The sequence below is a fragment of the Lactobacillus kullabergensis genome, assembly GCF_000967195.1.
Classification (GTDB): Bacteria; Bacillota; Bacilli; order Lactobacillales; family Lactobacillaceae; genus Lactobacillus; species Lactobacillus kullabergensis.
The window spans coordinates 301,680-323,363 of the sequence record NZ_KQ033871.1 but is presented as its reverse complement, the minus strand read 5'-3'; the positions used below and the strand labels follow the sequence as shown (position 1 = coordinate 323,363).

General features: G+C 30.5%; 23 protein-coding genes and 1 pseudogene. 3 read left to right on the top strand and 21 right to left on the bottom strand.

Features of this window, described 5'->3' with window-relative positions; all coding sequences use genetic code 11:
- Positions 1 to 771: D-2-hydroxyacid dehydrogenase (locus JF76_RS02020; RefSeq protein ID WP_244267918.1), on the top strand; the 771-nt coding region annotated here is incomplete at its 5' end.
- Between the two features lie 55 nt (positions 772 to 826).
- Here JF76_RS02020 and JF76_RS02015 read toward each other — a convergent pair.
- From JF76_RS02015 to JF76_RS01995, 5 genes are read right to left on the bottom strand one after another with little or no spacing between them, the layout of a single operon-like run.
- Positions 827 to 2,692 (bottom strand): BglG family transcription antiterminator, encoded by a 1,866-nt coding sequence (locus JF76_RS02015; protein WP_045927606.1) that lies wholly within the window; start codon positions 2,690 to 2,692, stop codon positions 827 to 829.
- A gap of 30 nt (positions 2,693 to 2,722) precedes the next feature.
- The gene (locus JF76_RS02010) at positions 2,723 to 4,249 is read right to left on the bottom strand and encodes a glycoside hydrolase family 1 protein (RefSeq protein WP_045927605.1); all 1,527 of its coding nucleotides are present in this window, start codon (positions 4,247 to 4,249) and stop codon (positions 2,723 to 2,725) included.
- Positions 4,230 to 4,577 carry a PTS sugar transporter subunit IIA gene (locus JF76_RS02005; protein ID WP_052697046.1) on the bottom strand — a complete coding sequence of 116 codons (348 nt, stop codon included), beginning with the start codon at positions 4,575 to 4,577 and terminating at the stop codon, positions 4,230 to 4,232. Before JF76_RS02005 ends, JF76_RS02010 begins: the two co-directional genes overlap by 20 nt.
- A gap of 1 nt (position 4,578) precedes the next feature.
- Positions 4,579 to 5,823 (bottom strand): PTS sugar transporter subunit IIC, encoded by a 1,245-nt coding sequence (locus tag JF76_RS02000; protein ID WP_045927603.1) that lies wholly within the window; start codon positions 5,821 to 5,823, stop codon positions 4,579 to 4,581.
- 29 nt (positions 5,824 to 5,852) lie between these two features.
- On the bottom strand, positions 5,853 to 6,167 hold the full coding sequence (locus JF76_RS01995; RefSeq protein ID WP_045927602.1) for a PTS sugar transporter subunit IIB: 315 nt from the start codon (positions 6,165 to 6,167) through the stop codon (positions 5,853 to 5,855).
- 366 nt (positions 6,168 to 6,533) lie between these two features.
- Between JF76_RS01995 and JF76_RS01990 the strand changes: the two genes are divergently transcribed.
- The gene (locus JF76_RS01990; RefSeq protein WP_045927601.1) at positions 6,534 to 7,298 is read left to right on the top strand and encodes a MerR family transcriptional regulator; all 765 of its coding nucleotides are present in this window, start codon (positions 6,534 to 6,536) and stop codon (positions 7,296 to 7,298) included.
- 134 nt (positions 7,299 to 7,432) lie between these two features.
- Here the strand turns inward: JF76_RS01990 and JF76_RS10200 are convergent, their stop codons facing one another.
- The 6 genes from JF76_RS10200 to JF76_RS01960 all read right to left on the bottom strand — a co-directional run bounded on the left by JF76_RS10200 (position 7,433) and on the right by JF76_RS01960 (position 12,097).
- Positions 7,433 to 7,606 carry a hypothetical protein gene (locus tag JF76_RS10200; protein ID WP_156962741.1) on the bottom strand — a complete coding sequence of 58 codons (174 nt, stop codon included), beginning with the start codon at positions 7,604 to 7,606 and terminating at the stop codon, positions 7,433 to 7,435.
- 480 nt (positions 7,607 to 8,086) lie between these two features.
- Positions 8,087 to 9,628: a PTS galactitol transporter subunit IIC gene (locus tag JF76_RS01980; protein ID WP_045927599.1), complete on the bottom strand. Its 1,542-nt coding sequence runs from the start codon at positions 9,626 to 9,628 to the stop codon at positions 8,087 to 8,089.
- Positions 9,629 to 9,638: 10 nt separating this feature from the next.
- On the bottom strand, positions 9,639 to 9,956 hold the full coding sequence (locus tag JF76_RS01975) for a PTS sugar transporter subunit IIB (protein WP_045927598.1): 318 nt from the start codon (positions 9,954 to 9,956) through the stop codon (positions 9,639 to 9,641).
- Positions 9,957 to 9,982: 26 nt separating this feature from the next.
- Entirely contained in the window at positions 9,983 to 10,453 is a 471-nt protein-coding gene (locus JF76_RS01970) for a PTS sugar transporter subunit IIA (protein WP_045927597.1), read from the bottom strand.
- Between the two features lie 88 nt (positions 10,454 to 10,541).
- Positions 10,542 to 11,147 carry a class II aldolase/adducin family protein gene (locus JF76_RS01965; RefSeq protein ID WP_045927596.1) on the bottom strand — a complete coding sequence of 202 codons (606 nt, stop codon included), beginning with the start codon at positions 11,145 to 11,147 and terminating at the stop codon, positions 10,542 to 10,544.
- 5 nt (positions 11,148 to 11,152) lie between these two features.
- Positions 11,153 to 12,097 (bottom strand): 1-phosphofructokinase family hexose kinase, encoded by a 945-nt coding sequence (locus tag JF76_RS01960; RefSeq protein WP_045927595.1) that lies wholly within the window; start codon positions 12,095 to 12,097, stop codon positions 11,153 to 11,155.
- A gap of 166 nt (positions 12,098 to 12,263) precedes the next feature.
- Between JF76_RS01960 and JF76_RS01955 the strand changes: the two genes are divergently transcribed.
- Positions 12,264 to 13,031, top strand: coding sequence for a DeoR/GlpR family DNA-binding transcription regulator (locus JF76_RS01955; protein WP_084600319.1), 768 nt, complete (start codon positions 12,264 to 12,266; stop codon positions 13,029 to 13,031).
- Positions 13,032 to 13,442: 411 nt separating this feature from the next.
- Here JF76_RS01955 and JF76_RS01950 read toward each other — a convergent pair whose 3' ends face one another.
- The 10 genes and pseudogenes from JF76_RS01950 to JF76_RS01905 form a co-directional block, all read right to left on the bottom strand.
- On the bottom strand, positions 13,443 to 14,195 hold the full coding sequence (locus tag JF76_RS01950) for a hypothetical protein (RefSeq protein ID WP_045927593.1): 753 nt from the start codon (positions 14,193 to 14,195) through the stop codon (positions 13,443 to 13,445).
- Between the two features lie 39 nt (positions 14,196 to 14,234).
- Positions 14,235 to 14,945: a uracil-DNA glycosylase family protein gene (locus JF76_RS01945; protein ID WP_045927592.1), complete on the bottom strand. Its 711-nt coding sequence runs from the start codon at positions 14,943 to 14,945 to the stop codon at positions 14,235 to 14,237.
- Positions 14,946 to 15,161: 216 nt separating this feature from the next.
- The gene (locus JF76_RS01940; protein ID WP_045927591.1) at positions 15,162 to 15,452 is read right to left on the bottom strand and encodes a hypothetical protein; all 291 of its coding nucleotides are present in this window, start codon (positions 15,450 to 15,452) and stop codon (positions 15,162 to 15,164) included.
- A 294-nt stretch (positions 15,453 to 15,746) separates the two neighbouring features.
- Positions 15,747 to 16,253 (bottom strand): PTS sugar transporter subunit IIA, encoded by a 507-nt coding sequence (locus tag JF76_RS01935; RefSeq protein WP_045927590.1) that lies wholly within the window; start codon positions 16,251 to 16,253, stop codon positions 15,747 to 15,749.
- Positions 16,253 to 17,689, bottom strand: coding sequence for a glycoside hydrolase family 1 protein (locus JF76_RS01930; RefSeq protein ID WP_045927589.1), 1,437 nt, complete (start codon positions 17,687 to 17,689; stop codon positions 16,253 to 16,255). The genes JF76_RS01935 and JF76_RS01930 overlap by 1 nt, the downstream gene beginning before the upstream one ends.
- 34 nt (positions 17,690 to 17,723) lie before the next feature.
- On the bottom strand, positions 17,724 to 19,112 hold the full coding sequence (locus JF76_RS01925) for a PTS transporter subunit EIIC (RefSeq protein ID WP_045927588.1): 1,389 nt from the start codon (positions 19,110 to 19,112) through the stop codon (positions 17,724 to 17,726).
- 10 nt (positions 19,113 to 19,122) lie between these two features.
- Positions 19,123 to 19,968: a PRD domain-containing protein gene (locus JF76_RS01920; RefSeq protein WP_045927587.1), complete on the bottom strand. Its 846-nt coding sequence runs from the start codon at positions 19,966 to 19,968 to the stop codon at positions 19,123 to 19,125.
- A gap of 313 nt (positions 19,969 to 20,281) precedes the next feature.
- Positions 20,282 to 20,578 carry a HigA family addiction module antitoxin gene (locus JF76_RS01915; protein WP_045927586.1) on the bottom strand — a complete coding sequence of 99 codons (297 nt, stop codon included), beginning with the start codon at positions 20,576 to 20,578 and terminating at the stop codon, positions 20,282 to 20,284.
- Positions 20,579 to 20,660: 82 nt separating this feature from the next.
- Entirely contained in the window at positions 20,661 to 20,879 is a 219-nt protein-coding gene (locus JF76_RS10385; protein WP_232347692.1) for a type II toxin-antitoxin system RelE/ParE family toxin, read from the bottom strand.
- A gap of 231 nt (positions 20,880 to 21,110) precedes the next feature.
- A pseudogene (locus tag JF76_RS01905) lies at positions 21,111 to 21,528 on the bottom strand (replication protein); the annotation flags it as partial.
- Positions 21,529 to 21,684 lie beyond the last annotated feature (156 nt).

Here is a 21,684-nt window from a genome sequence, read left to right as displayed (position 1 = left end):
ACTGCTCCCAACGTTAAATACATTAGTGTGACTGCTACCGGTTACAATATTGTTGATACGACTGCAGCTCGTGAAGCTGGCATCCCTGTCACTAATATTCCTACTTATGGTACTGATGCAGTTGCTCAATTTACTTTTGCATTGCTACTTGAAATTACCAGTCGAGTTGGCTTACATAACAAATTAGTCCATGAAGGTCGCTGGAGCAGCAATCCTGATTTTACTTTTTGGGCAAAGCCATTAATGGAATTGAAGGGTAAAACATTAGGACTTATTGGTTTCGGTCATATAGCAAAAAAAGTGGCAGAAATTGGTCATGCCTTTTCTATGAATGTGATTTTTTGGAACCATCGTCCTAAACTGGGCTTACCTGATTACGTTAGGCAGGTTGAACTTGATCAACTTTATCAGCAAGCAGATATTATTAGCCTACACGTACCACAAACACCGGCAACCACTGAAATGATAAACCAAAAAGCAATTAGTCAAATGAAAGATGGCGTCATTTTAATTAATACTGCTCGGGGCGGTTTAATTAATGAAAAAGACGTTGCCGATGCTTTAAAGGAAGGTAAGATTGCTGCAGCTGGAATTGATGTTGCACAAAAAGAGCCAATTCCTGCTGACAGTCCACTTCTTTCTGCTAAAAACTGCTATATCACCCCTCATATTGCTTGGGCACCACGCGAAACCCGCAATCGTTTGCTGGGTATTGTCGTTGAAAATCTGCAGGCTTTTCTAAATGGTGAAAAATTAAACGTTGTAAATTAAATAAGCACAAAAAGACCGTTATTTCATTTTGAAGTAACGGTCTTTGTTTTTATAATTATAGATTTAAAAGCCGATTTTTAAATTCATTAAAAGTGTTTGCATTTAGCAATTTATTAACATTTGCTTCAGATTGGAACGCTTTTACTATCAAACTGAAAGCATCATTAAAATTTCCCATATCGCTCTCAGCTAAACCTATCAACATAACTATATTTATCTTTTTATTTGCCCAAACTATAGGAATGTCACTCTGAAGTATTGCAATAAATGATTTTTTGGCAAATCCTTCTATGGCATGGGGTATAGCTAAAGAATCAGTGAATGCTGTACTCGACATTTTTTCACGTAAGAGAACATTATTAATGTAACTTTTATCAATATAACCAAGTTTAAAGCATTTGTCCCCTATAAACTCAATACAGCTTTTTGGACTTTTAAAAGATTTTTTCTTTACATGAAAGTACAACTTAGGTGACAAAAAGCTCTCTATAATTTCTTTGCTATTTACTTTTTCTAATGCCTTTCCAATTTTTTCTAAATCATAGTTCGTCAAAATTTGGTTAACTTTTACAGAAAAGATATTATTCTTTTTTGGTAAACTCTCAGTGGAAATTATTAATTCTATGTTTTTTAATTCCGAAAATTGATTTATTGAAACACAATTTGTAATCTCTATTTTTTGACCGAATTTATTTAAAATTTGATTTTTTAAGTTAGCAGATGAGTCATGATAGTTTTCATTTACTAAAGCACATTTTACTTTATTATGAATTATAGTATTTTTAGAAAAATAAGTTGCAAAATGAATAGCTATAAAAGAAATTTCATCTTCATTCAAATTAAGATAAAAGACATTTCTAAATTCCTGTGCAAAAAAAACTGCCATATCATATATGAGAGAGAAATTTTGCTTTACTTGATTTCCAATAGGATCAGGATATGAATAATTATTTTCGGCACGCTCTTTAGCCATAAAGATATGAAAAATAAAATCATCTATAAAATCAGAGTTAAATTTATTTATAAAATATTTGTTAGCTAATTTGTCTAAAATAGTTTTAATTTTAATAACAAAATCCTTATTTATCAGAATTTTAAGTGTTTTAGCATGATTAAAACTTAGAATTATTAATAGGGTAATTTGATTTTTATCTTGAATGGAAATTGTTCTGTGAAGAGTGTCTTCAAACATTTTTATTATATTTTCGGAAACATTTTCTATGTGCTTGTTTACCTTTATAACTTTTTTCAAATGGTCATCAATTGATCCGTTCAAACTTTTAAGTGAACATCCCATGCTTAACCGTATATACATTATTAGCAAATGAATCATTAAATTATTATTTGAATAATCGTTTATATAGTAAACCTCTTGTTGACATATTCTATATATTTTCTTGGAAATAATCTTTAAATTAATTTGAGGAAATAAATCATTTAAAACATCTATAGCACTTGAATAGCCATATGTACTACGTTGAACAATATAGCCAATCAATTTTCTTTTGTCTTTCTCATCTCCTATCAATTGTAAGTTATAATTCTGATTGATAATTTTGAGATTAAATCTTTTAACATAGCTTTTCAATTTGGGAATAATTTCATTCAAAATCAAACTATCACTAACTAGTAATCTTACAGAAAGATCAAATACATTTATTTCATTTTGTGTTAGTAATTGCGATAAGACAATAGTTTCTCGAGCTTTGATACTTTTTGGAGACCTTTCAGTTAAGGTATTTTGTAACAAGTAACCATTTTTGGAAGATAAAATATTATTACCACTTTTGATTAAATTGTTAACATAATTTCTTACTGTTCTTGTAGTTACACCTAATCTTCTAGAAAGAACGATACCTGGCACCCAGCCTTCCGTTTCAGTCAGTATATTTAAAAGATTCTTTTCGCGTGAAGAAGTCATCAAAATCATCCTTTTGTAAGATCTTAATATTTAATAATCAATATCGTTATTTAAATCCTCTCCATTAGAATCTATCAACTTTTTATAGTAATAAAATGATTTTTTCAAAATTCGCTTTTTTGAACCTTCACCATAGTCATTTTGATCTACATATATCATTCCGTACCTTTTTGTCATTTGGGAAGTACCTGATGAAATTAAATCTATTGGTCCCCACCATGCATATCCAAAAACATTTACTCCATCTTTAATAGCTTGACTAAGTTGGTAAACATGTTTTTGTAAATAATCTATCCGATAATCATCATAAATTTTTCCATTAGGCGCTACTTTATCTTTTGCTCCAAGCCCATTTTCCGAAATAAAAATAGGTAAATGATATCTGTCATATATTTTATTAAGAGTAATCCGCAAACCAATCGGGTCAATAGGCCATCCCCACTCACTTTTTGGTAGGTTAGGATTTTTAATATCAGATACTAAACGTCCAGTTGGTTCTGCAACTTCTTTTCCCTTATACCGCATTACATAGCTCATATAATAAGAAATTGTAATAAAGTCAACAGTGCCTTCTTTTAAAGTTTCTTCGTCTTCTGGCTTAGTTTGAATTTTGATATCATTGTCTTTAAAAAAACGATTCATAAAGTAAGGATATTTACCAGTTACCTGAACATCGGTAAAAAACCAATTAAAGTAGTCTTCAAAAAGCAACTGAAGATTATCTTCTGGTTTAGTACTCTCAGCATAATTTTCAAGTCGACACAACATATTTCCTATCTTGGCGTTAGTATCAATCTCATGCAATTTCTTTACTGCCAAAGCACTTGCTACAAATTGATTATGAACTGCTTGAAATTTTTCTTCCCAATGTTCCAAATAGGGATTACAGTCATTTGGATTTTTAGCACCTGAAAGTATAACTCCGGCACTTGTAAATGGGTTAGACAATATATTATTTATTTCATTAAAGGTAATCCAATATTTAACCTTACCCTTATATCTTTTGAAAATTGTTTCAGCATAATTTTCAAATGCAGCAACTGTATGTCTACTCAAAAATCCATGATATTTCTTGGCCAAGTGCATTGGTGTGTCAAAATGACATATAGTTACCATCGGTTCAATTTTATAAGCATGTAATTCATCAAAAACTTTATCGTAAAATTCTAAGCCTTCTTCATTAGGTACTGGATCATCACCATTTGGAAAAATTCTAGACCAGGAAATACTCATACGAAAGACCTTAAAACCCATTTTGGCGATCAGTCTAATATCTTCTTTATAAGTATGATAAAAATCTATACCCCAGCGTTTGGGCAAAGTCCATTTCTGAGGATTTTCATCCATACTTTCAATCATTTCAAGTGAAGCAGCATTATGAGGCACATGATCCTCAAAATTTCCCTCCGCTTTTTTTACTTTATCTGAAATTAGTCTAGCATAGTCACTTGTTGCGGGTCCTCTTCCGCCTTGATTCCACGCTCCTTCTATTTGATTAGCGGCAGTTGCCCCACCCCATAGAAAATTTTCAGGAAATTTATTGTTTATTGTTTTCATTTTTACGTTCTCTCCCCCACAAATTACGAATAGTCGGTTCTATACCTTTAACTAAATCTAATTTACTTTTTATAGTCATCAAAGTATCTTGTGCATGTATAAACAACAGGGAATACTCAACATTTGTACCAGAGGCTTGACTCTGTATCATCTCAGTTTGTGCATTGTGTGCTTTGATAATGTTTTGGCTTGCTTCATTTAATAAATCATCTGCTTTAGCAAAATCAAATTTTGAAAATTCTAATAAGGCTTTATTAATTAAGTCTCCTCCATTTCCTGCTTCTAGAATTACTTCCATAGCTACTGAATTAATATCTTTTTTTGACATCTCACTCATTATCCTTTGCTAATTTCTGCTCTTTTTCTAATTCAAACTTATCTGAAACTTTAAAAAATGGATACCATATTAATGCAGCTATTATAAAGTTAACACAAACTAGAATCACATTTCTCCAATCACCGCCACTCATGACATATGCAGATACAACATTAGGTGCAAAAGACATATCAAACATAACATGATTGATTGAAGCAAAGCCGAAATGCATTATTATCCATGATAATCCAGAGGTTACAATACTGATTAATACTACTGGAATAAACATAAATGGATTATTTACAACAGTACCATAAAAGAGTGGTTCGTTTATATTAAACAGCGAAGGCAAAATGGTGGCCTTTCCCAACACTTTATTTTTTCTACTCTTAGAAAAAAGCATCATTAGTGCTAATGGTAATGTGCAAGCCTGTCCACCTATCATCGTGTATCGACTAAATCCAAACGAATAAATATTCGTCATCTTACGTCCAGCAGTTAGCGCTGCAGCATTTTCCGCAATAGCAGCCTGAGTGATGGTTCTAGTTACTGGAGTAAATACCCAGCCTGAAACTCCAAAAAAGTAAAATACATTTTGTAAAAGAGTGATAGTTATTACACCCCAAATACTTTGTGCAAATCCCGTAACAGGTTTCATTAATAGTGTTACTAAAGCAAAGATATTTAAATTACATTCATCAACCAACAGCCAACCAATAAATAGACAAACAACTATTGCAATAATATTATCAAACCAGTTTTTTACAAAATCGGGCAAGGGACTATCATCTTTAAAAAATGAAAATTTGGCCATTAGTTTGTATATAATTGCAACCAATAATCCAATTACTATTGCTGTAAACATTCCAGGTGCACCAAGATTATTAATATTTATTTGAGCTATACCTGTTTGTGGATTTTGTACCATATGCATACATAGCAAGAAAGTTCCCATACCTGTAAAGCCAGCAATTGTAGCCCGATCTTTTCTACCTAATTTTTCTAATGCATTAAATGGAATAACAAATACTACAAATAGTCCGATCAAGCCAAAAGAATATGTACTAATTGGTGTGATATCTGGCAACCCAGGTAAAAATTTTCTCACGATTGACCACAAACTTGGAATGGCACTAACCATTGAAAATGGAACAATGTATAATACCGCATCCGCAACAATGCTGAACCAAAAGTTATCACTTATTTTTTTAACAATTGGAACTAAGTGTTTTTGTATCCAATCTTCTATCCTTTTCATTTTTCAATCTCCAATTCATTGTTTAAAAACTATTTCTTATTTTTCGCTAAATTTAGGGCAGCTTCTAGAATCTTTTCTCCATCCAAAGAAGCATAATACTCAGGATTTATTGAACTAACTATTACATTATTATTTTTCAGTTCTTCCCTATATTTAGGTACCTCTGAAGAAAAATGCGGGCCTAAAAGCAAAACATCAATTTTGTCAGCATATTCCATAACTTGAGATTTACTTACTGCATGAATTTCAACATCCAGCTTTTGCTTTTTTGCAACTTTTCTCATATTTGCCGCCATAAAACCTGTTGAAGCGCCTATTCCGCAGGCTAATAAAATTCTTAACATATACTATCCTCCTCAACAATAACTTACGTTTAATGTTAATATATAGGTTTACTAGAGTAGCTTCTAATAAATTTTTTTCCTCTTTAGCGGAAAAATTATATAAAAAACGAATTTTCTACATGGTAAAAATTCGACACAATGATATAAAAGTTCGTTATTTTGAAGAATTAATATTAAGTGAAAGAAAACAAAAAGCTTAAAATTCATTTTGTGCTATTTTGTATAATGCAAGCAGTGCTTTCTCATTTCATTAATGAGCCAAAATTATCATCAGTTTTTAATTGGTAAGCTAGTTTTCAATTTATTCTTGACCTTGACGCTGCGTCAACCAATATACTTAATTTTGCAAGTGAGGAGAGTTTAACCATGTCGTATTCTATCAATGAACTAGCAAAACTAGCTGGCATTTCAACACGAACTTTACGCTATTACGATAAACAGGGACTTTTAAAAGCGCGCAGGAATCCCGAAAATAATTATCGCTATTATGAGGAAAGCGAAGTTGATCAATTGCAAAAAATTCTATTTTTAAAGCTATTTGACTTGCCACTGGAACAAATAAAACAGGTGATGCAGACTTCATCGGAAACTCAATATCAAGTTTTACGAAATCAGCGGGGCAAATTAGTTGCTCGAGAGCAATATCTGGATGATTTGATTAGGAACTTAGACAAGACACTTGCAACAATGAAGGGAGAAGCACAAATGACTGACACGGAAAAATTTGCCACATTAAAAACAGAAATAATTAGCAAAAATGAAAAACAATACGGTAGGGAAATTAGGAAAAAATATGGTGACGCTCAAATAGATCTTAGTAATGAAAAGTTCAATTCTTTATCTGCAGATGAATTATCACATTTCAAAAAACTAAGTGCTGAAATTTTAACTGAACTAAAGAACTTTGATAATACTGCTGGTGTCAAACAAGCTGCTGACAAGCACCTTTTCGACTTACATAAAGAATATTTACTGACAATTTGGCCTAAAGGCCAATATTCGGCAGAGGCGCACAAGAATCTCGCCCAAATGTATGTGTGTGACCCACGTTTTAGCAAATATTATGAAGAAGCCACGGGCAACCCTGACGCTGCAAAAATATTGAAAGCAATCATTGACTACTATGCGTAAGACTCTTTAATCTATATAAAGTTAGTTGCAAAATAAAACCTTTCAAATACAAATTCGTCAAGAATTGTTTTGAAAGGTTTTGAAAGGTTTTTGTTTAAAATATTTTATATATGTAAAACGACTTTATCTACAATCTAATTGTCATCTTCATCTTCTTTTTCAAAACTATTAATTTTGACCTTTGCACCGTTAAGACAATTAAAAATATCAACAGACAGTTTTATTCTCCAGCCTGTGAGATTAATTTCAGTTAAAGATGTATTACCAGAAAGCATATTATTTGAAGAATAAACTGAATTCGGATTCACTATTCCGATCTAATCGAGTCATATTTTTATCTCTGAAAAATATTTTAAAAGCATGACAAAGTTAGAAAATGTAATCAGCTATTAGGATTAGAAAAGAATCAAAAACATACGAAAAGGGCTAACTACAATTGAATACTGGCAGTTAGCCCTCAATTATGAACAATTAAATTATCCTGATTTCTGAAGGGTCGCTTCAGTTGTGAGTTGCTTCCTTTTTTAAACAATAATGAGTGATAATCCTTATTGCTTTTAATAGTAAAAATTGAACCCACATATTAATTATGCTATAAATTCATAATTATTTCTTTTTAAAATGATTATTAAAATTAGGAAACATTAGTTTATTGCCTTTAAAATTAATTATAGTCGCAAACAATATAACAAAAAGCATTAGAAATATGTTTGATACTACAATTGAATATATAAGCAATAATATATCAAGGACAAGCGCTACATACCACAATATTTTTTTAAATAAAATCATTTATGTATCCCGCTAAAATCTTCATTATTCAAATCATTTAAATCAATTTCTTTATAAATTTTACTTGAAAATGTTTTTTGGGTTTTTAATGAAGTACTACTAAAGTCTTCTCCATCGAGATCCGATAAGTTAATCTTGCCTGAATCGTAATCATTTGTGATAGGTTCAGAAACTTCCATTGGAGAAACAGTTTGAGCATATTTTTGACTTGGTAATTTACTTTTAATTACAGTTTGGTATAACCAAACAAAACCTAGTAAATAAATAATTGCTCCAATTATTGCCCACCATTTTCCATTAAAAGCTTGTCCAAAGAAAAATTTAAAATCTGCGCCTTCCATTGTTGACCATGAAATTTGAGAACCAGCCGGTACAGAAACTGCGTGTGTAGTTTTAGCCAGTTTTGTAATCATTGGTGCAAAATAAGTACCTGCGTATAAGAACACTGGTGTAGTTATAATTCCCAAAACAATCATTCTAAGTAAATTTGCGCCAGTCAATAATAAGGCAGCTACAACAGACGATAGATTAAGGATTCCTGCAAATGGTAGGACATTATTTTTAGGCAAAATCATTGCAAAAATTAATTCTACAGGTACCAGAATGATTAAAGTTACCCATAGTTCGCTTCTACCCGCTAATATTGGCCAATCAACTCCTATAATTATCTGGCGACCTTTAAAGTGTTTTTTCATGAAATTACTCATTGCTGTTGCAATGGGATTCAATGCTTCCATAAATAACTTAGAAATCATTGGAAATAAAGCCATGGACGCAGCAGCTTCAACACCTAGAGTTAGTGATTTAGAAAGACCATATCCAGCACCAAAGCCAAGTAAAATTCCTATAAAAAAGCCCATTACATCATTTCTACCCCACATACCCAGTTTTTTCTGAATATGTTCGGCATCAAATGGTTTATTGAAAATTGGAATAAAATCTAGCAGTTTATTTAGGGGATTTAAAAGTACAGCGAACATAGTAATTATGTGTGGTACAGTTACCCCAGGCATCCCTGTCAGATCTTGTATATGTCTTTGCCACATATCTCCTGCTTTTAATTCAAGTACTATTTGCAAAATAGATACTATAAAGCCAAATACCATATTACCTGTCATGAAATAAACAAGTATATATGTAAAAATTTTGTTCCAAACATTCCACATATCAACATTTAAGGTTTTAGTTAATTTAAATGCTAGCATTATAAAATTAACAATTAATAAAATTGGGAAGAATACAAATGCTATTTTCGAAGTCCATGTAATAGCCGCTGTACCAGTCCAACCTAAATCAGTTGCATTTAATGTAACATGCAAAGCTTTTGACATAGCCTTCCCAGCCGGAGTTATTATACTTTGCATGTAATTTACTACTAAAGTCATTCCAGTAAAAGCTACACCTAAAGTTAAGGCTGCAACAAAAGATTTTTTTACTTTTAAACCAGCTACTAAACCTAGGATGAACATTATAAATGGAACAAAAACATTAGATCCTAGTCTTAAAACCCATTGAACTGTATTTGCTAAAATTTGCATTTTATTTCACCTATAACCTATTTTTTAAATTTTCAAGTCCCCAAATCAATTTTTTATAAGAGTCCTCTTCATTATTGCCAGTTAGAATATTGACTCCATTTACATCAACAATATTATTATTTTCACATATTTTCTTAATTTGTTCAGTTGGTTTAGCTACCCATACGTAAATATCATATTTCGGTAAAACATCCGCTAATTGCTTGAAATCTGTTGCTTCAACATTTACACCAGAAATATTATGTTGATCTAAAAAATCATTAATAATACCAACAACCGTTTCACTAGTAGCCACACCGCTACCACACGCAACAACTATACTGGCCATAATTATCCCTACTTTCTATTACTTTTTTATAAAAATGATCTTTTTAAAAACTCATACATTTCGTCACAAGACTTTTGCCTTTTAAAATTATCACAGAAATTTTTATCCCTTAGGAGCTCAACAAATTTTTTTAATAAAATTACTTGGTAAGAAGGATTCGTAATTCCCAAAAAGAAAAAATATTTTGTTGCTATTTTTTCATTATTACCCATTTGACGCATATCAATGGTTTTATAATTTTTTGCGATCGCAAGGAATGGTTTATTTACATTAATAGGATCAGCATGTGGTAATGCTATTGTTAGATATTTAGAAATTAAACCTGTTGGAAATTCATCTTCTCGTTTTTCTAGAGCTGATAAATATGAATCATTTACATATTTCAGGCTTCTTAATCTTGAAGCTATAGTATTAAATAAAGCATTTCTATTTTCAGCATGTAAATTCAAAAAAATAGTATCTGAATGTATCATTTCGTTATAGTCGATATCTGTCATTCTCACTCCTCCGATTCATACTATTATTTGGTAAATTCGATTTAGCTAAATCAATTATTTTTCGAGTTGAAAACTTATTTTTTATGATTTAAGAAATTGACTTTAGTTTTTTATAAGCAAATGCTTCCTTAGCAATTTTGGCATTCCACTCTAACCTTTCAGCCTGATCAAACACTTTTTCTAAGGTTGAGTCAACAACTAAAATACCATGCTTATTAATTAAATATGCTTTTGGAATTTGCATGTCTTCTTTTACTTCTTTTCCAATTTGGTCTGCTAATTCCTGACTACAACCTTTTTTATATGGTAAACACTTAATTCTACCCAACTTTTGAGTTGCCTCCGTAAGATTAGGCATATCGATACCTATTGTGGCAAAAGTCATTGATTCTAAAGCGTGAGCATGTAATACGGCACCAATCTTTGGATTTGTTCTATAGCAAGCCATATGCATGTTAATTTCCCGAGTTAGCTCTCCGTCACCCTCCACAATATTCTCATTTTTATCCACTACCAAAATTTGGTCTGGTCGTAAATCAGCATGAAAATTTTCAGACATTAATGTTGGAGTCATAATAAAATGATCTTCATTTATTTTTTCACTTATATTGCCACCTGCAGAATTTGTTTCCTTTCTGTCAAACAATGTTTTAGCAAATTTTGCAAGTTTTTTTCTTTCATTAAAGTACAACATAATTTTTACCCTATCCTTTTATATTTAATTTCGTTAACTAATTCTTTTACACGATTAACATCAAAACCTGAACTGGAATTTTTTTCTGCTTTAGCTGCTCCTAAAGCAGTTGCCAATACACCTGTCCTATGCAAAGACATTTTACGAACAAAGCCATAAATTAATCCCGATAAATAGGCATCCCCACTTCCAGTATCATTGACCGTTGTTATTTGAGCTGGATTTAAATAGTATGCCCTTCCATCGGCAATCAAAATACTGCCTCTATTTCCCAAAGTAATTGCCAAATTAGTAACATTTTCTAGTAGCTTTTTATTTTCTTGATATGCTTTTAGACATTCATCTGATGTATGAACCTTTTTTGAAACGATTTCTGAGAATTCAAATTCGTTAGGTTTTATTAAAAACACTTTTGTTTTTAAAATTTCAGCAAGAAATTTACCTGAAACATCTGCAATTATTTTTGCCTGACTATCTTGTAATTTCTTTAAAAAATATTTGAAAGTTGTCATATTAGTATTTAAACTAGGATTACCTGAAATTACCGCATAATCATCTTTCCCCATTTCTAATAATTCATTGTCAAATAAATTATCAATAACTTTTTTAGTCAGTGAAAATCCGTATTCTGTAATTAAATAGCTACTGTTACCTTCAGTATTAGTAATAACAAAGTTTTGCCTAACTGATTGATTAACAACAACTTGAAAGTGTCCCTTAATACCATATTTTTCCAGTAGCAAACTAAGTTGAGAATAGTTTGTTTTTCCAGTTATACCAGTACATATATTTGGCTCATTTAATAAACTTAAAGCTATTGAAACATGTGTTCCTTTGCCACCAACATCACTATATTTTTTTGCAATTCTATTATTCCTCCCGCTCACTAATTTATCTTTTATTTTGATAATATTATCAATCGCTGGATTTAGCGTAATAGTATAAATCACTTTTTTAACTCCTCAAAAAAAATTGAATTATTTTTTTGTTAAGCTGTATACCGCTTACAATTAAATTATACAAGTAATTAAAGCTATTAAAATGGTATTCAATGATATTGAAAATAATTCATTATTATTGAATAATATTATTCAAAATATGTTTCTTTGAAGGAGGATGTTTAACAATATGTACCGAAATGAACGTTTAAAAGACATTATGAATCTTTTAGAAAAAAATAAAAAAATGCATGTCACTGACATGCAGAATAGGCTATTTTTAAGTCAGTCTACTTTACGACGTGACTTAATATACTTAGAAAAAAACAACCTGATAAAAAGAGAATTTGGGCAAGTCTATCTTTTGCAAAATTCAAACATTGAATTTCCGTACCTTTATCGAAATCAGAGTAATCAATCAAAAAAGAGATTAATATGTAAAAAAGCTGCAAACTTTGTCGAAGATAACTTTGCTTTATTTCTTGATTCCAGTTCAACAGTTTACAGTTTGCCAGATTTTCTTTTAAAAAAACAAAATTTAACAGTTATAACAAATGGTTTGACTCTTGCAAATAAAATTAATACTATGCCTAATATTAGACTTTTCTTTCTAGGAGGAAGTGTACCTACTTATGTGGGCAGTTCTGTCGGAACTGAAACATTTGTGCAAATTGAAAAATATCATGCAAATCTAGCAATTATGTCATTTGGTGGTATAAAAGGAACGGATATATATATTACAGATCAAGATCAAGCAAATATTCGAGCTAAAATGATTGAAAATTCTCGAAAAAGTATTTTGTTACTTGATTCCACAAAATTTGGAAAACAAGATTTTATTAAATTTGGAACGTTAGCTAATTTTGACATTCTAATTACTGATAAAAAGCCTCAAAAAAGAATATTAGATTACGCATCCAAAAATAGCATAAAAATTGTTTACTAATTGCCAAATTATTCTTTAACAAAGTAAATCTTCTTAAATATGAAAAACGCTCTATAAATGATAATATAATAAAAATTATAATAGACACTATGTTGTTCAATTAACAGCTAGTTAAGTTGCTTTTTATACAAAAATATACTTACAGTTTGTTAAGACAACAGCATTCTCCTAAGAATTTGGGAAAGAGCAGGCAGGGCAATGTTTTATAAATTATTATACACACAAGATTAGTTGCGGCACTATCTTTGAAAACAATAATTATTTTTATTAACAAGTACTTTAAGCTTATAAGAGTACAATTAAAAACCATTCAAATACAACTTCATTAAGAATTATTTTGAATGGTTTTTTATTTTAGCAATTTATTTAATCTTTTTTAGGTTTAGTTCTTTTATGTAATTACTTTTACTCTCAATTGCAAGAATCCAAATCTTTAAAATCATTCCGGCTCCATAACCACAATGGATTTTGCAAGTCGGTTGGCACAAATTCTGTTCCCTGCAGTTCTTTTGCCCAAGCACTAATCACATAAGTTTGCACTTTAGAACTTTCCATTTGTTCTTTAGTAATTAAACCTAATTTATAACTTGCTCTGATTACATGCCTGTCTGCAGCAATATAAATATTATTAGTGTTTTTTAAGGGAATAGCAGTGTATTTACTGAGAACATAGAGCCAATAGTTACAAAGCTTATTACCAGACAAGTAAGGAAACTTTTTCTTAGCATCTTTTTGCATAAAATGCCTTATTTTATTCACATCATTATCCAAGTTGTTAGCGAATTTAATAACACTACCATCAGAAAGCTCTGTAAATGTCTGACATAATTTAAGCCAAATATCTGTTTGCTTGTTCTTTTGCAAAGCAAGCCGATACTTAGTCAAAGCTTTTTGTACTGAATCATACCCAGCAGTAATCACTTTTGCCGGTATAAAAACAAAACTAGTTTCGGGATCTTCATATGTCTTCAAGGCACTTTCCCACAAAGTATAGGAATTTCTCTGATAATTTAAAGCCATAGGCAATGTAAAAAAGAGCGCATTTTCATTGGTACTTGGATCTAGGTGCGGGTTGCTATCTTCAGGTAAAGTAGTATCACCCAAATCGCCATTTTGGTACATTTGATAAATTTTTCTTGCTTTTTTAAGAATTACTTCGGACATAAATTACTGACCTCACTTATTTTTTTAAACTAACACTTATTATTTACACATCAAAGCACCCAGGTATTTATGCAAATATTTCTCTTTTTCTTCAGGATGATATTGTGTAATGAAACGCGGATGCTCAAGTGGAACTATTTTTTGAAAAAAGCGCCACTTTTTATTAATTTTGCTCAGTTCTTGATAATTTTGACCACTCCCAATGCAGTAACAAACGGAAGTATCAATTCCAAAATTAATTTGCTTTTTAAGTGCAGAAATTATTAAAAAAGTTAGTATTTCTTCAACTCGCTTGTTTTCATAATAATTGCAATTTACTTGGTTGCCCTTGGAATTGATCTTGCAAATACCCATGGGACAAACAAAATTGAGGTAAAAATCTTGATAAAACTTGGTCCTTCCACCGTATTCATCTATGACTTTATTCAAAAAATTAGAAGCTGCACTACTAACATGAAAGTTTGCTATTGAAATTCCTGTTTCTTTTTGGAGATTTGAAGCATCTTCAAAAGGAACTCCTGTTATTGCAGAACCTCTTCTTGCAGGTGAGCTGCCTAATATTAAGCGCCGCTTGTTAATGTCATTGAAATATTTGTGATAGAAAATTTGGATCATTTGTAAAACTTGTTTTTTATTTCTGCCACTATAAGGATTAATTATTTTATATGGTTCAGGTAAATTAATTTTTACATTACCTAATTCCTGATCAAATTGAAAAACTTTATCTGAAAAAGTTTGTTTTTGTTGCATAAATGCCTACTACTCCACCATACTGCAAAAACGTATAAGCAAATTATAGTAGATATAATCTCATTCGTCATCATGTTTAAAAAGATAGAAATATATTTAGTTTATAATTATTATAAAAATTAATTTATTTAACAAATTCATAGAAAGGTTTTAGAACATGAACTTCTGGCAAACCGTATCAATTATTTCGCAAATTCTTTCATTAACACTTGGTCTTTATTCAACAATCAATATTTGGATTGACAAACATAAAACTCCATCTATCAAAATAAAGTGGTTATATCCCATAGCAAACCAGCTTAATCTTTGCATAGTAGTCTCTAATATGTCTTCTTCACCAGTTGCTTTGACCAAATTTTGCCTAGCAAATAATAAAAACTTTATTGATTCAACTTTGTATCCAGTTTTATTTACTTCAAGTTCAGTTGCTGGTGACAGACATTGCTTAGCTGCATTTTGAGATTCTGTTCCAATTAATGTGTCCCCAAAAACTTCTAAAGAATTCATACTTGCATTTACTAATGATCAAATTTCTGATAACTTTTTTACTAATTTAATAAATAAAGGACAAAAACTTAGTTTTATTTACAAGTTAAATGAAAAGATCTTTCATCTAGAAATATCTCAAAGTGATTTAAAAAATATGTTGTTAAAAAAACAAGAATTTACAAATGCTGTATTAAGTAGACAAAATCGAGATATGATATTATGATATTATATTTTATCAATTACCAATGTTTTAGTATGTTTCCAATAAAATGTAGCTTAAATATACATAACGGTTTAATTATTTTCTAAGTATTATTTATGAATTATTAGTTGACCTTTTCTGACTTTTTGAAATGGAATGAAATCAATCTTTTTATTATTAGTCTTTGTAATTATTAATATGGTACTCATGTCAAAATAATTACTTAATTTTTTTACATTAACCGTAACTATAGGGTCTCCAGACTTTACTTTGTCTCCTTGACGAAATTTACCAAAGCTAAACCCATTTCCGTTAGCATTAACTGTATTAATACCTATATGTATTAAAATTTCTATCCCCATATTTGTTTTAATGCCAAAAGCATGACCGGTAGGAAAGAGAGTAGTAAGTATTCCATTAGCAGGAGAACAAATAGTTATTTGCTTTTTTGGATATTTAAAAGCTACAGAGTTACCTAATGTTTGATTTGCAAAAATGGGGTCACTTACTTTTGTAACATCAAACATTGTACCATCTGCCATAGCAACAATATCTTCATCAGATGCATTTAAAGGTAATATTTTATTTTTTCTTTCAAAAATTTTAAATAGATCCATTATTCAACACCATTTCCATTATTCCTGATTAAATTTTTAAACCAATAAAAACTATCTTTCCTATATCTCTTAAATGTTCCCTGTCCCTTATCATCACTATCAACATATATAAGGCCATACCTTTTTGACATTTCACCGGTAGAAGCTGAAACTAGATCAATACATCCCCACATTGTGTATCCAAAAAGATCAACATTATCTTTTTCAATTGTATCTTTCATTGACTTAATATGCTTTTTTAAATATTCAATACGATATTGATCATGTATTGTTTTATCTTCATTCAGCTTATCTTTTGCACCTAATCCATTTTCCACAATTATAATAGGCAATCCATAACGATCATAAATCTCATTCAACGTAAAGCGTAGCCCATCTGGATCAATTTGCCATCCCCATTCGTTTGCTTTTAAATATGGATTTCTTGAACCTCCCAGTAAATTTCCTGAAGCTTTAGCACTTTCATGAGTAGTAACACAATTCGTTTGATAATACGATAAACTAAAAAAGTCAACTGTATTTTCCTTTAGAATTTTTTTATCTTCCAAAGTTATTTTTAAATTAATATTTTTTTCTTTCCAAAAAGGGATGCAATACTTTCCATATTCTCCACGACACTGCACATCAGCACAATACCATTGCTTTAATTGCCATTGCTTTTGAGCTTTTAGTTGATCCTTCGGATCACTTGTTAAAGCATAAACTGGCATCATTGCAATCATATTTCCTATTTTGTTCCCTTTATAAATTGTGTGTCCTAATTTGACTGCGAGTGCACTTGCAACTAATTGGTGATGAAGAGCTTGAAAACGAATCTGTGGAATATCTTCTTGATTAAGTAAATTTTTAGTTTTAGAATTTTTAATGCCTAATGAAGTATAATTGCCTATAGGCAATGTGCCACAATTAATTTCATTAAAAGTAATCCAATACTTTACCATACCTTTATATCTTTCAAACACTGTCTTAGCATAATTTAAAAAATACTTTATTACTTTTCTACTGGCCCAGCCATTGTATTTTTTAACTAGATTTAGTGGCATTTCATAATGTGAAAGTGTAACTATAGGTTCAATATCATATTTTCTCAATTCATCAAAAACTGAATCGTAAAATTCTAATCCACGTTTATTTGGCTCTTCTTCTTCTCCTGTAGGAAAAATACGTGTCCAGGATATTGACATTCTATAGGCTTTAAAGCCTATTTCAGACATTAGCTTTATATCTTCTTTATAATGATGAAAAAAATCTGTAGCTTTGTGGCTAGGATAATAAGTCCCTTCAATTAATTGCTCATCAATCCTGCGTGGAATTGTGTTACTACCTGCCGTTAACATGTCAGCTTGTGATAGTCCTTTCCCCTCTTCATCAAATGCACCTTCCACTTGATTTGCAGCAGTTGCACCGCCCCAAAGAAAATCTTTACTAAAACTCATTTAATCTTGCACATCTCTTTCTTTTATATTTCATTTACTCTTTATAAAGAAACCAAGTTGCTATGAAAGTAACTACCGCACCGATTATTATAGCCACACACATAGAAACCAAGTTACCGTAATTATTAGGATTAATAAATAGAGGCAAAGTAATAATAGACGAGACTCCAGCAAAAGCATATATTGCTGAATGAAATAAACCTGCTACACATCCTCCTACTGCTGATCCTATCATTGCTCCATACATAGGAGTTTTATATTTTAAATTAATACCATACATAGCTGGTTCAGTAACCCCAGCAATGATAGCTGTAAAAGCAGTTGAAAAGGCAATAGATTTTTTGTCTATATTTTTGCTTTTCAAAGCTACTGCCAGCGCAGCAATACCTTGATCTATATTTGAAATAATTAAAGCAGGATAAAATATAGGCTCATATTTTGGTGCTACAGTCAGCATTTGCATGAGATAAGGCATAAAAGCACCATGCATGCCAGTCATAATTACAAACGGCATTATGGCGGCAAATATTGCTACTCCCAAAAATCCAATAGTGTGGTATGTCCAAAGAACTGCAGCACTCAAATATTGACCAAGGTATGAACCAATAGGCCCTATTAGGCAATATGTCAAAGGTATCATAACCAAAATTGTTAATAGAGGTTCTAGTACTGAACGCAGAATTTCTGGAGTGTGGTTAGAAAAGAACCTTTCAATTGGTGAAGCAACTGCAACCGCTAAAATAACTGGGAAAATTGTACTTGTATATGTAGCACCGTATACAGGTATTCCCAAAAAATTTAATGATTTTCCACTAGAAACGAGCTTAACAAAATCTGGATAAATGAGCATACCACCTAAAATCATACCAAGTGACATGTTCAGGCCTAACTTTTTTGCAGCAAATGCACCTACCATTATAGGTAAAAAATAAAAGCCTGTATCACCGACAAAAGTAAGTAATTGATATACACCAAAGTTATGGGATATTTTGAACATATCCATTACAATGAGTATGATTTTTATCATTCCACAACCAATGAGTGCTGGTATTAAAGGTGTTAAAGAGCCAGATAAACTATCAAAGATTTTATCAATAAAGTATTGTAAATTTTTCTTCTGATTATTTTTAGTTTCTCTATCTAGATTCTCAGAGAGTGGTTTTTGTTTTGCTAAATTGTATTTTTCAGTAATTTCCTTATAAACTTTATCAACATCTTGTCCTATAATTACCTGAAATTGTCCATTTTGCCATTGTACGCCTAATGAACCTGGAAGTTTTTTAATTTTTTCTATTTCAACTCTTGACCTATCTTTAACATTAAACCTTAGCCTAGTAACACAATGGGTAAAAAATGTAATATTTTCCTTCCCGCCCATCAAATCAATTATATTATTTATAAGATTCTCATATTTTTTAATCATATTTTTCCTTTCACTTATTAAGTTCTTTATTATTTTTTTCTCTTACCTGTAATCTATTAATATGCAAAATTAAGTAAACTATCTCTTCCTCAGAAAGTTTTGTATCAAAACTTTTTTCTAATTTTTGCTCTATTAGTAACGAACATTCATAGGCTTTTGGATACTTGCTTTTAAGCGGTTTTAATAACTCAGAATTCTTACTATATAACTTAGAACCATCCTGCAACCTTTTCATTAAAAATTGTAGATGCGTACTAAACCGACTATAGTTGAACCCATTTCTTGAAATATGGATCTTATAAAAATGTTCTATTATATCCAAGCAATCACTTAAAATTTGTGATTCAGATACTGACTTTTTTTCGGGTCTCTCTTCTTCAGCATTAATGAAATGTAATGCAATGCCGACTATCTCACCTTTTTTTAAATGTAAATTTAATTCTTCATTAATAAGCTTCAAACCAAAACGACCAACTCTAAACTCATCTGGATATAAATAATTTAAATTATTTAGCTCTGGTATAGGGACACTCAAATGCTTTTTGTACCTTTTAATCATAAAATTGATATGATCACTTAAAGTAAAAACTATATTTGGACTCATTTTACTGGTAATTAGCGTAGTAGAATAATCTACAATTTGAGCAGAAATACTAAAGACAGACAATGGAATTTCTGATAGCAATCCCATATACTCTGGGCTTACACCATAAAAAGTTCTTTCAACTTTTGATAAGTTTGTTAAATTATACGGTGTTTTTGGAAATCCTATTCCATTACCAAAGGCTACTAGTTCTTTACCGCTGTTATCAATACAAATAGCTACATTGTTATTAATTTTTTTAATAACTCTCAATTTCTCACCTCCACAAAACAAAAAAACTCCAAAAGAATGCATACCATAAAAGTTTCAAAAACTTTATAAATGGTAATGCCTCTTTTGGAGTAACAATCCATATTTGATATTAATTATTACACGTATAGAAAGCGCTGTCAACGGAAATTTGTAAATTTCAACTTAAAACTAGTCAAAAATAAATTATCATGTGATTTTAATTGTTTCATTATCAGTCAGCAAAAGGACTTATATAGTTCAAAGAGTTCACCTACATATCGAGAGTTTAAACTGTGCTGTTTATTTTTACGAATTTATTAATACTAATAATATTTCATAGTGCAGATTGATACCTTTTAATTTGATCGTACTCTTTACCTTTTTTTGCCTTAGCATTACGAAAATCTATATCTTCCTGCAAATTTAGAAAATATTTGTCACTCATTCCAAATATTCTTCCTAATCTAATAGAAGTATCTACTGTTATTCCAATTCTGTCGTGCAATATATTTTGAATTCTTGAAGTTGGCACACCTATTAATTTTGCTAGCTTATATGCTGAAATTTGTAGCGGCTTCATAAATTCTTCCTTTAATATTTCTCCAATTGTGGGTGTTGAAATTTTAGCCATTTTATTAAACTCCTAATTAGTGATAATTAACAATTTCTACATTTGTAAAAATACTTTGCTTCTTAACAAAAAAGCAGATTCGCTATTCTTTATTAATTCTAATACTATACTGTCCGGCTCTATTACCACTCAAGCGTTCAAGATGATTAGCAGGTGGCACTCTTAAATCATTTAAATTATTAGCTGCATCTATCATCATCAATTTGCGTAAAGCTATTCGTTGTATTGACTCTGGCAATTTTTTGGAAAAGTTCCCATCATATATCTTCTCAGTCTCTTTATCTGCAAAATTACATATCATTCTTAATTCCTATATCTATTAAATTATACATGTTCTTTGTGTACATGTCATTTATATAGGTTAAATTTAATAATTGAAACAGTTTTTATTCTAACTTTATATACGCAAAACATTTCTAGATTATCTTAAAGTTTTTATCTAATTATCTATATTTATTCATATAATTAAGAAATAAAAACCTTTCAAATGCTGTCATATTAGGATTTATTTGAAAGGCTTTGAATTATTTAAAATTAGCCCATTAACAAAATCTTCTGGATCCTGATCAATTAAAAATTTTTCCAAATCAAATCCTGCGCCACTTTCAATGTCGTTAATATCATACGGCGTTTTATCAGGGTTATCTGCATGAGTAAAATAATCGTACATGCCCTTAGGCGACATTATTACCTCAACATGTGCTGGACCATTTAAAACACCTTTTACCATTTCAGATACCTGCGAATAGCTTTTTTAAATAGTCAAAGTAAAACGCCCCATGCTTATGAGCTTTTTTAATTTAACCTGTTTTGGAATTAATATCCTTATCATGCCAAGGACTTAAAATAAATGGTACATGTAACCCTTCCAATTTATTAAAATAGTCTTTTGGAGCACTATCTTTATATAAAAGAAAAGCCCATTTACTTGATCTAATTTCTTTTTTCATTTAAATCAACCTCCTATTAATAAGGAGAAATAATGCCATGATTCTCGGAATTTTTATATCTTTTTATGTTAATAGTTTTTATAATAATTAATTTTCTTTCTACGTGTTTGTAGTTAAAGTTAGCAACATAAAAAACCATATCAGTAATAATTACGG

What these genes read in the sequence shown, in the direction of transcription:
- JF76_RS02015 (WP_045927606.1), bottom strand. Translation starts at nt 2,692, where the DNA reads ATGACTTCTTCACGCGAAAAGAATCTTTTAAATATACTGACTGAAACG.
- JF76_RS02010 (WP_045927605.1), bottom strand. Translation starts at nt 4,249, where the DNA reads ATGAAAACAATAAACAATAAATTTCCTGAAAATTTTCTATGGGGTGGG.
- JF76_RS02005 (WP_052697046.1), bottom strand. Translation starts at nt 4,577, where the DNA reads ATGTCAAAAAAAGATATTAATTCAGTAGCTATGGAAGTAATTCTAGAA.
- JF76_RS02000 (WP_045927603.1), bottom strand. Translation starts at nt 5,823, where the DNA reads ATGAAAAGGATAGAAGATTGGATACAAAAACACTTAGTTCCAATTGTT.
- JF76_RS01995 (WP_045927602.1), bottom strand. Translation starts at nt 6,167, where the DNA reads ATGTTAAGAATTTTATTAGCCTGCGGAATAGGCGCTTCAACAGGTTTT.
- JF76_RS01990 (WP_045927601.1), top strand. Translation starts at nt 6,534, where the DNA reads ATGTCGTATTCTATCAATGAACTAGCAAAACTAGCTGGCATTTCAACA.
- JF76_RS01980 (WP_045927599.1), bottom strand. Translation starts at nt 9,628, where the DNA reads ATGCAAATTTTAGCAAATACAGTTCAATGGGTTTTAAGACTAGGATCT.
- JF76_RS01975 (WP_045927598.1), bottom strand. Translation starts at nt 9,956, where the DNA reads ATGGCCAGTATAGTTGTTGCGTGTGGTAGCGGTGTGGCTACTAGTGAA.
- JF76_RS01970 (WP_045927597.1), bottom strand. Translation starts at nt 10,453, where the DNA reads ATGACAGATATCGACTATAACGAAATGATACATTCAGATACTATTTTT.
- JF76_RS01965 (WP_045927596.1), bottom strand. Translation starts at nt 11,147, where the DNA reads ATGTTGTACTTTAATGAAAGAAAAAAACTTGCAAAATTTGCTAAAACA.
- JF76_RS01955 (WP_084600319.1), top strand. Translation starts at nt 12,264, where the DNA reads ATGTTTAACAATATGTACCGAAATGAACGTTTAAAAGACATTATGAAT.
- JF76_RS01950 (WP_045927593.1), bottom strand. Translation starts at nt 14,195, where the DNA reads ATGTCCGAAGTAATTCTTAAAAAAGCAAGAAAAATTTATCAAATGTAC.
- JF76_RS01945 (WP_045927592.1), bottom strand. Translation starts at nt 14,945, where the DNA reads ATGCAACAAAAACAAACTTTTTCAGATAAAGTTTTTCAATTTGATCAG.
- JF76_RS01940 (WP_045927591.1), bottom strand. Translation starts at nt 15,452, where the DNA reads ATGAATTCTTTAGAAGTTTTTGGGGACACATTAATTGGAACAGAATCT.
- JF76_RS01935 (WP_045927590.1), bottom strand. Translation starts at nt 16,253, where the DNA reads ATGGATCTATTTAAAATTTTTGAAAGAAAAAATAAAATATTACCTTTA.
- JF76_RS01930 (WP_045927589.1), bottom strand. Translation starts at nt 17,689, where the DNA reads ATGAGTTTTAGTAAAGATTTTCTTTGGGGCGGTGCAACTGCTGCAAAT.
- JF76_RS01925 (WP_045927588.1), bottom strand. Translation starts at nt 19,112, where the DNA reads ATGATTAAAAAATATGAGAATCTTATAAATAATATAATTGATTTGATG.
- JF76_RS01915 (WP_045927586.1), bottom strand. Translation starts at nt 20,578, where the DNA reads ATGGCTAAAATTTCAACACCCACAATTGGAGAAATATTAAAGGAAGAA.
- JF76_RS10385 (WP_232347692.1), bottom strand. Translation starts at nt 20,879, where the DNA reads ATGATATGTAATTTTGCAGATAAAGAGACTGAGAAGATATATGATGGG.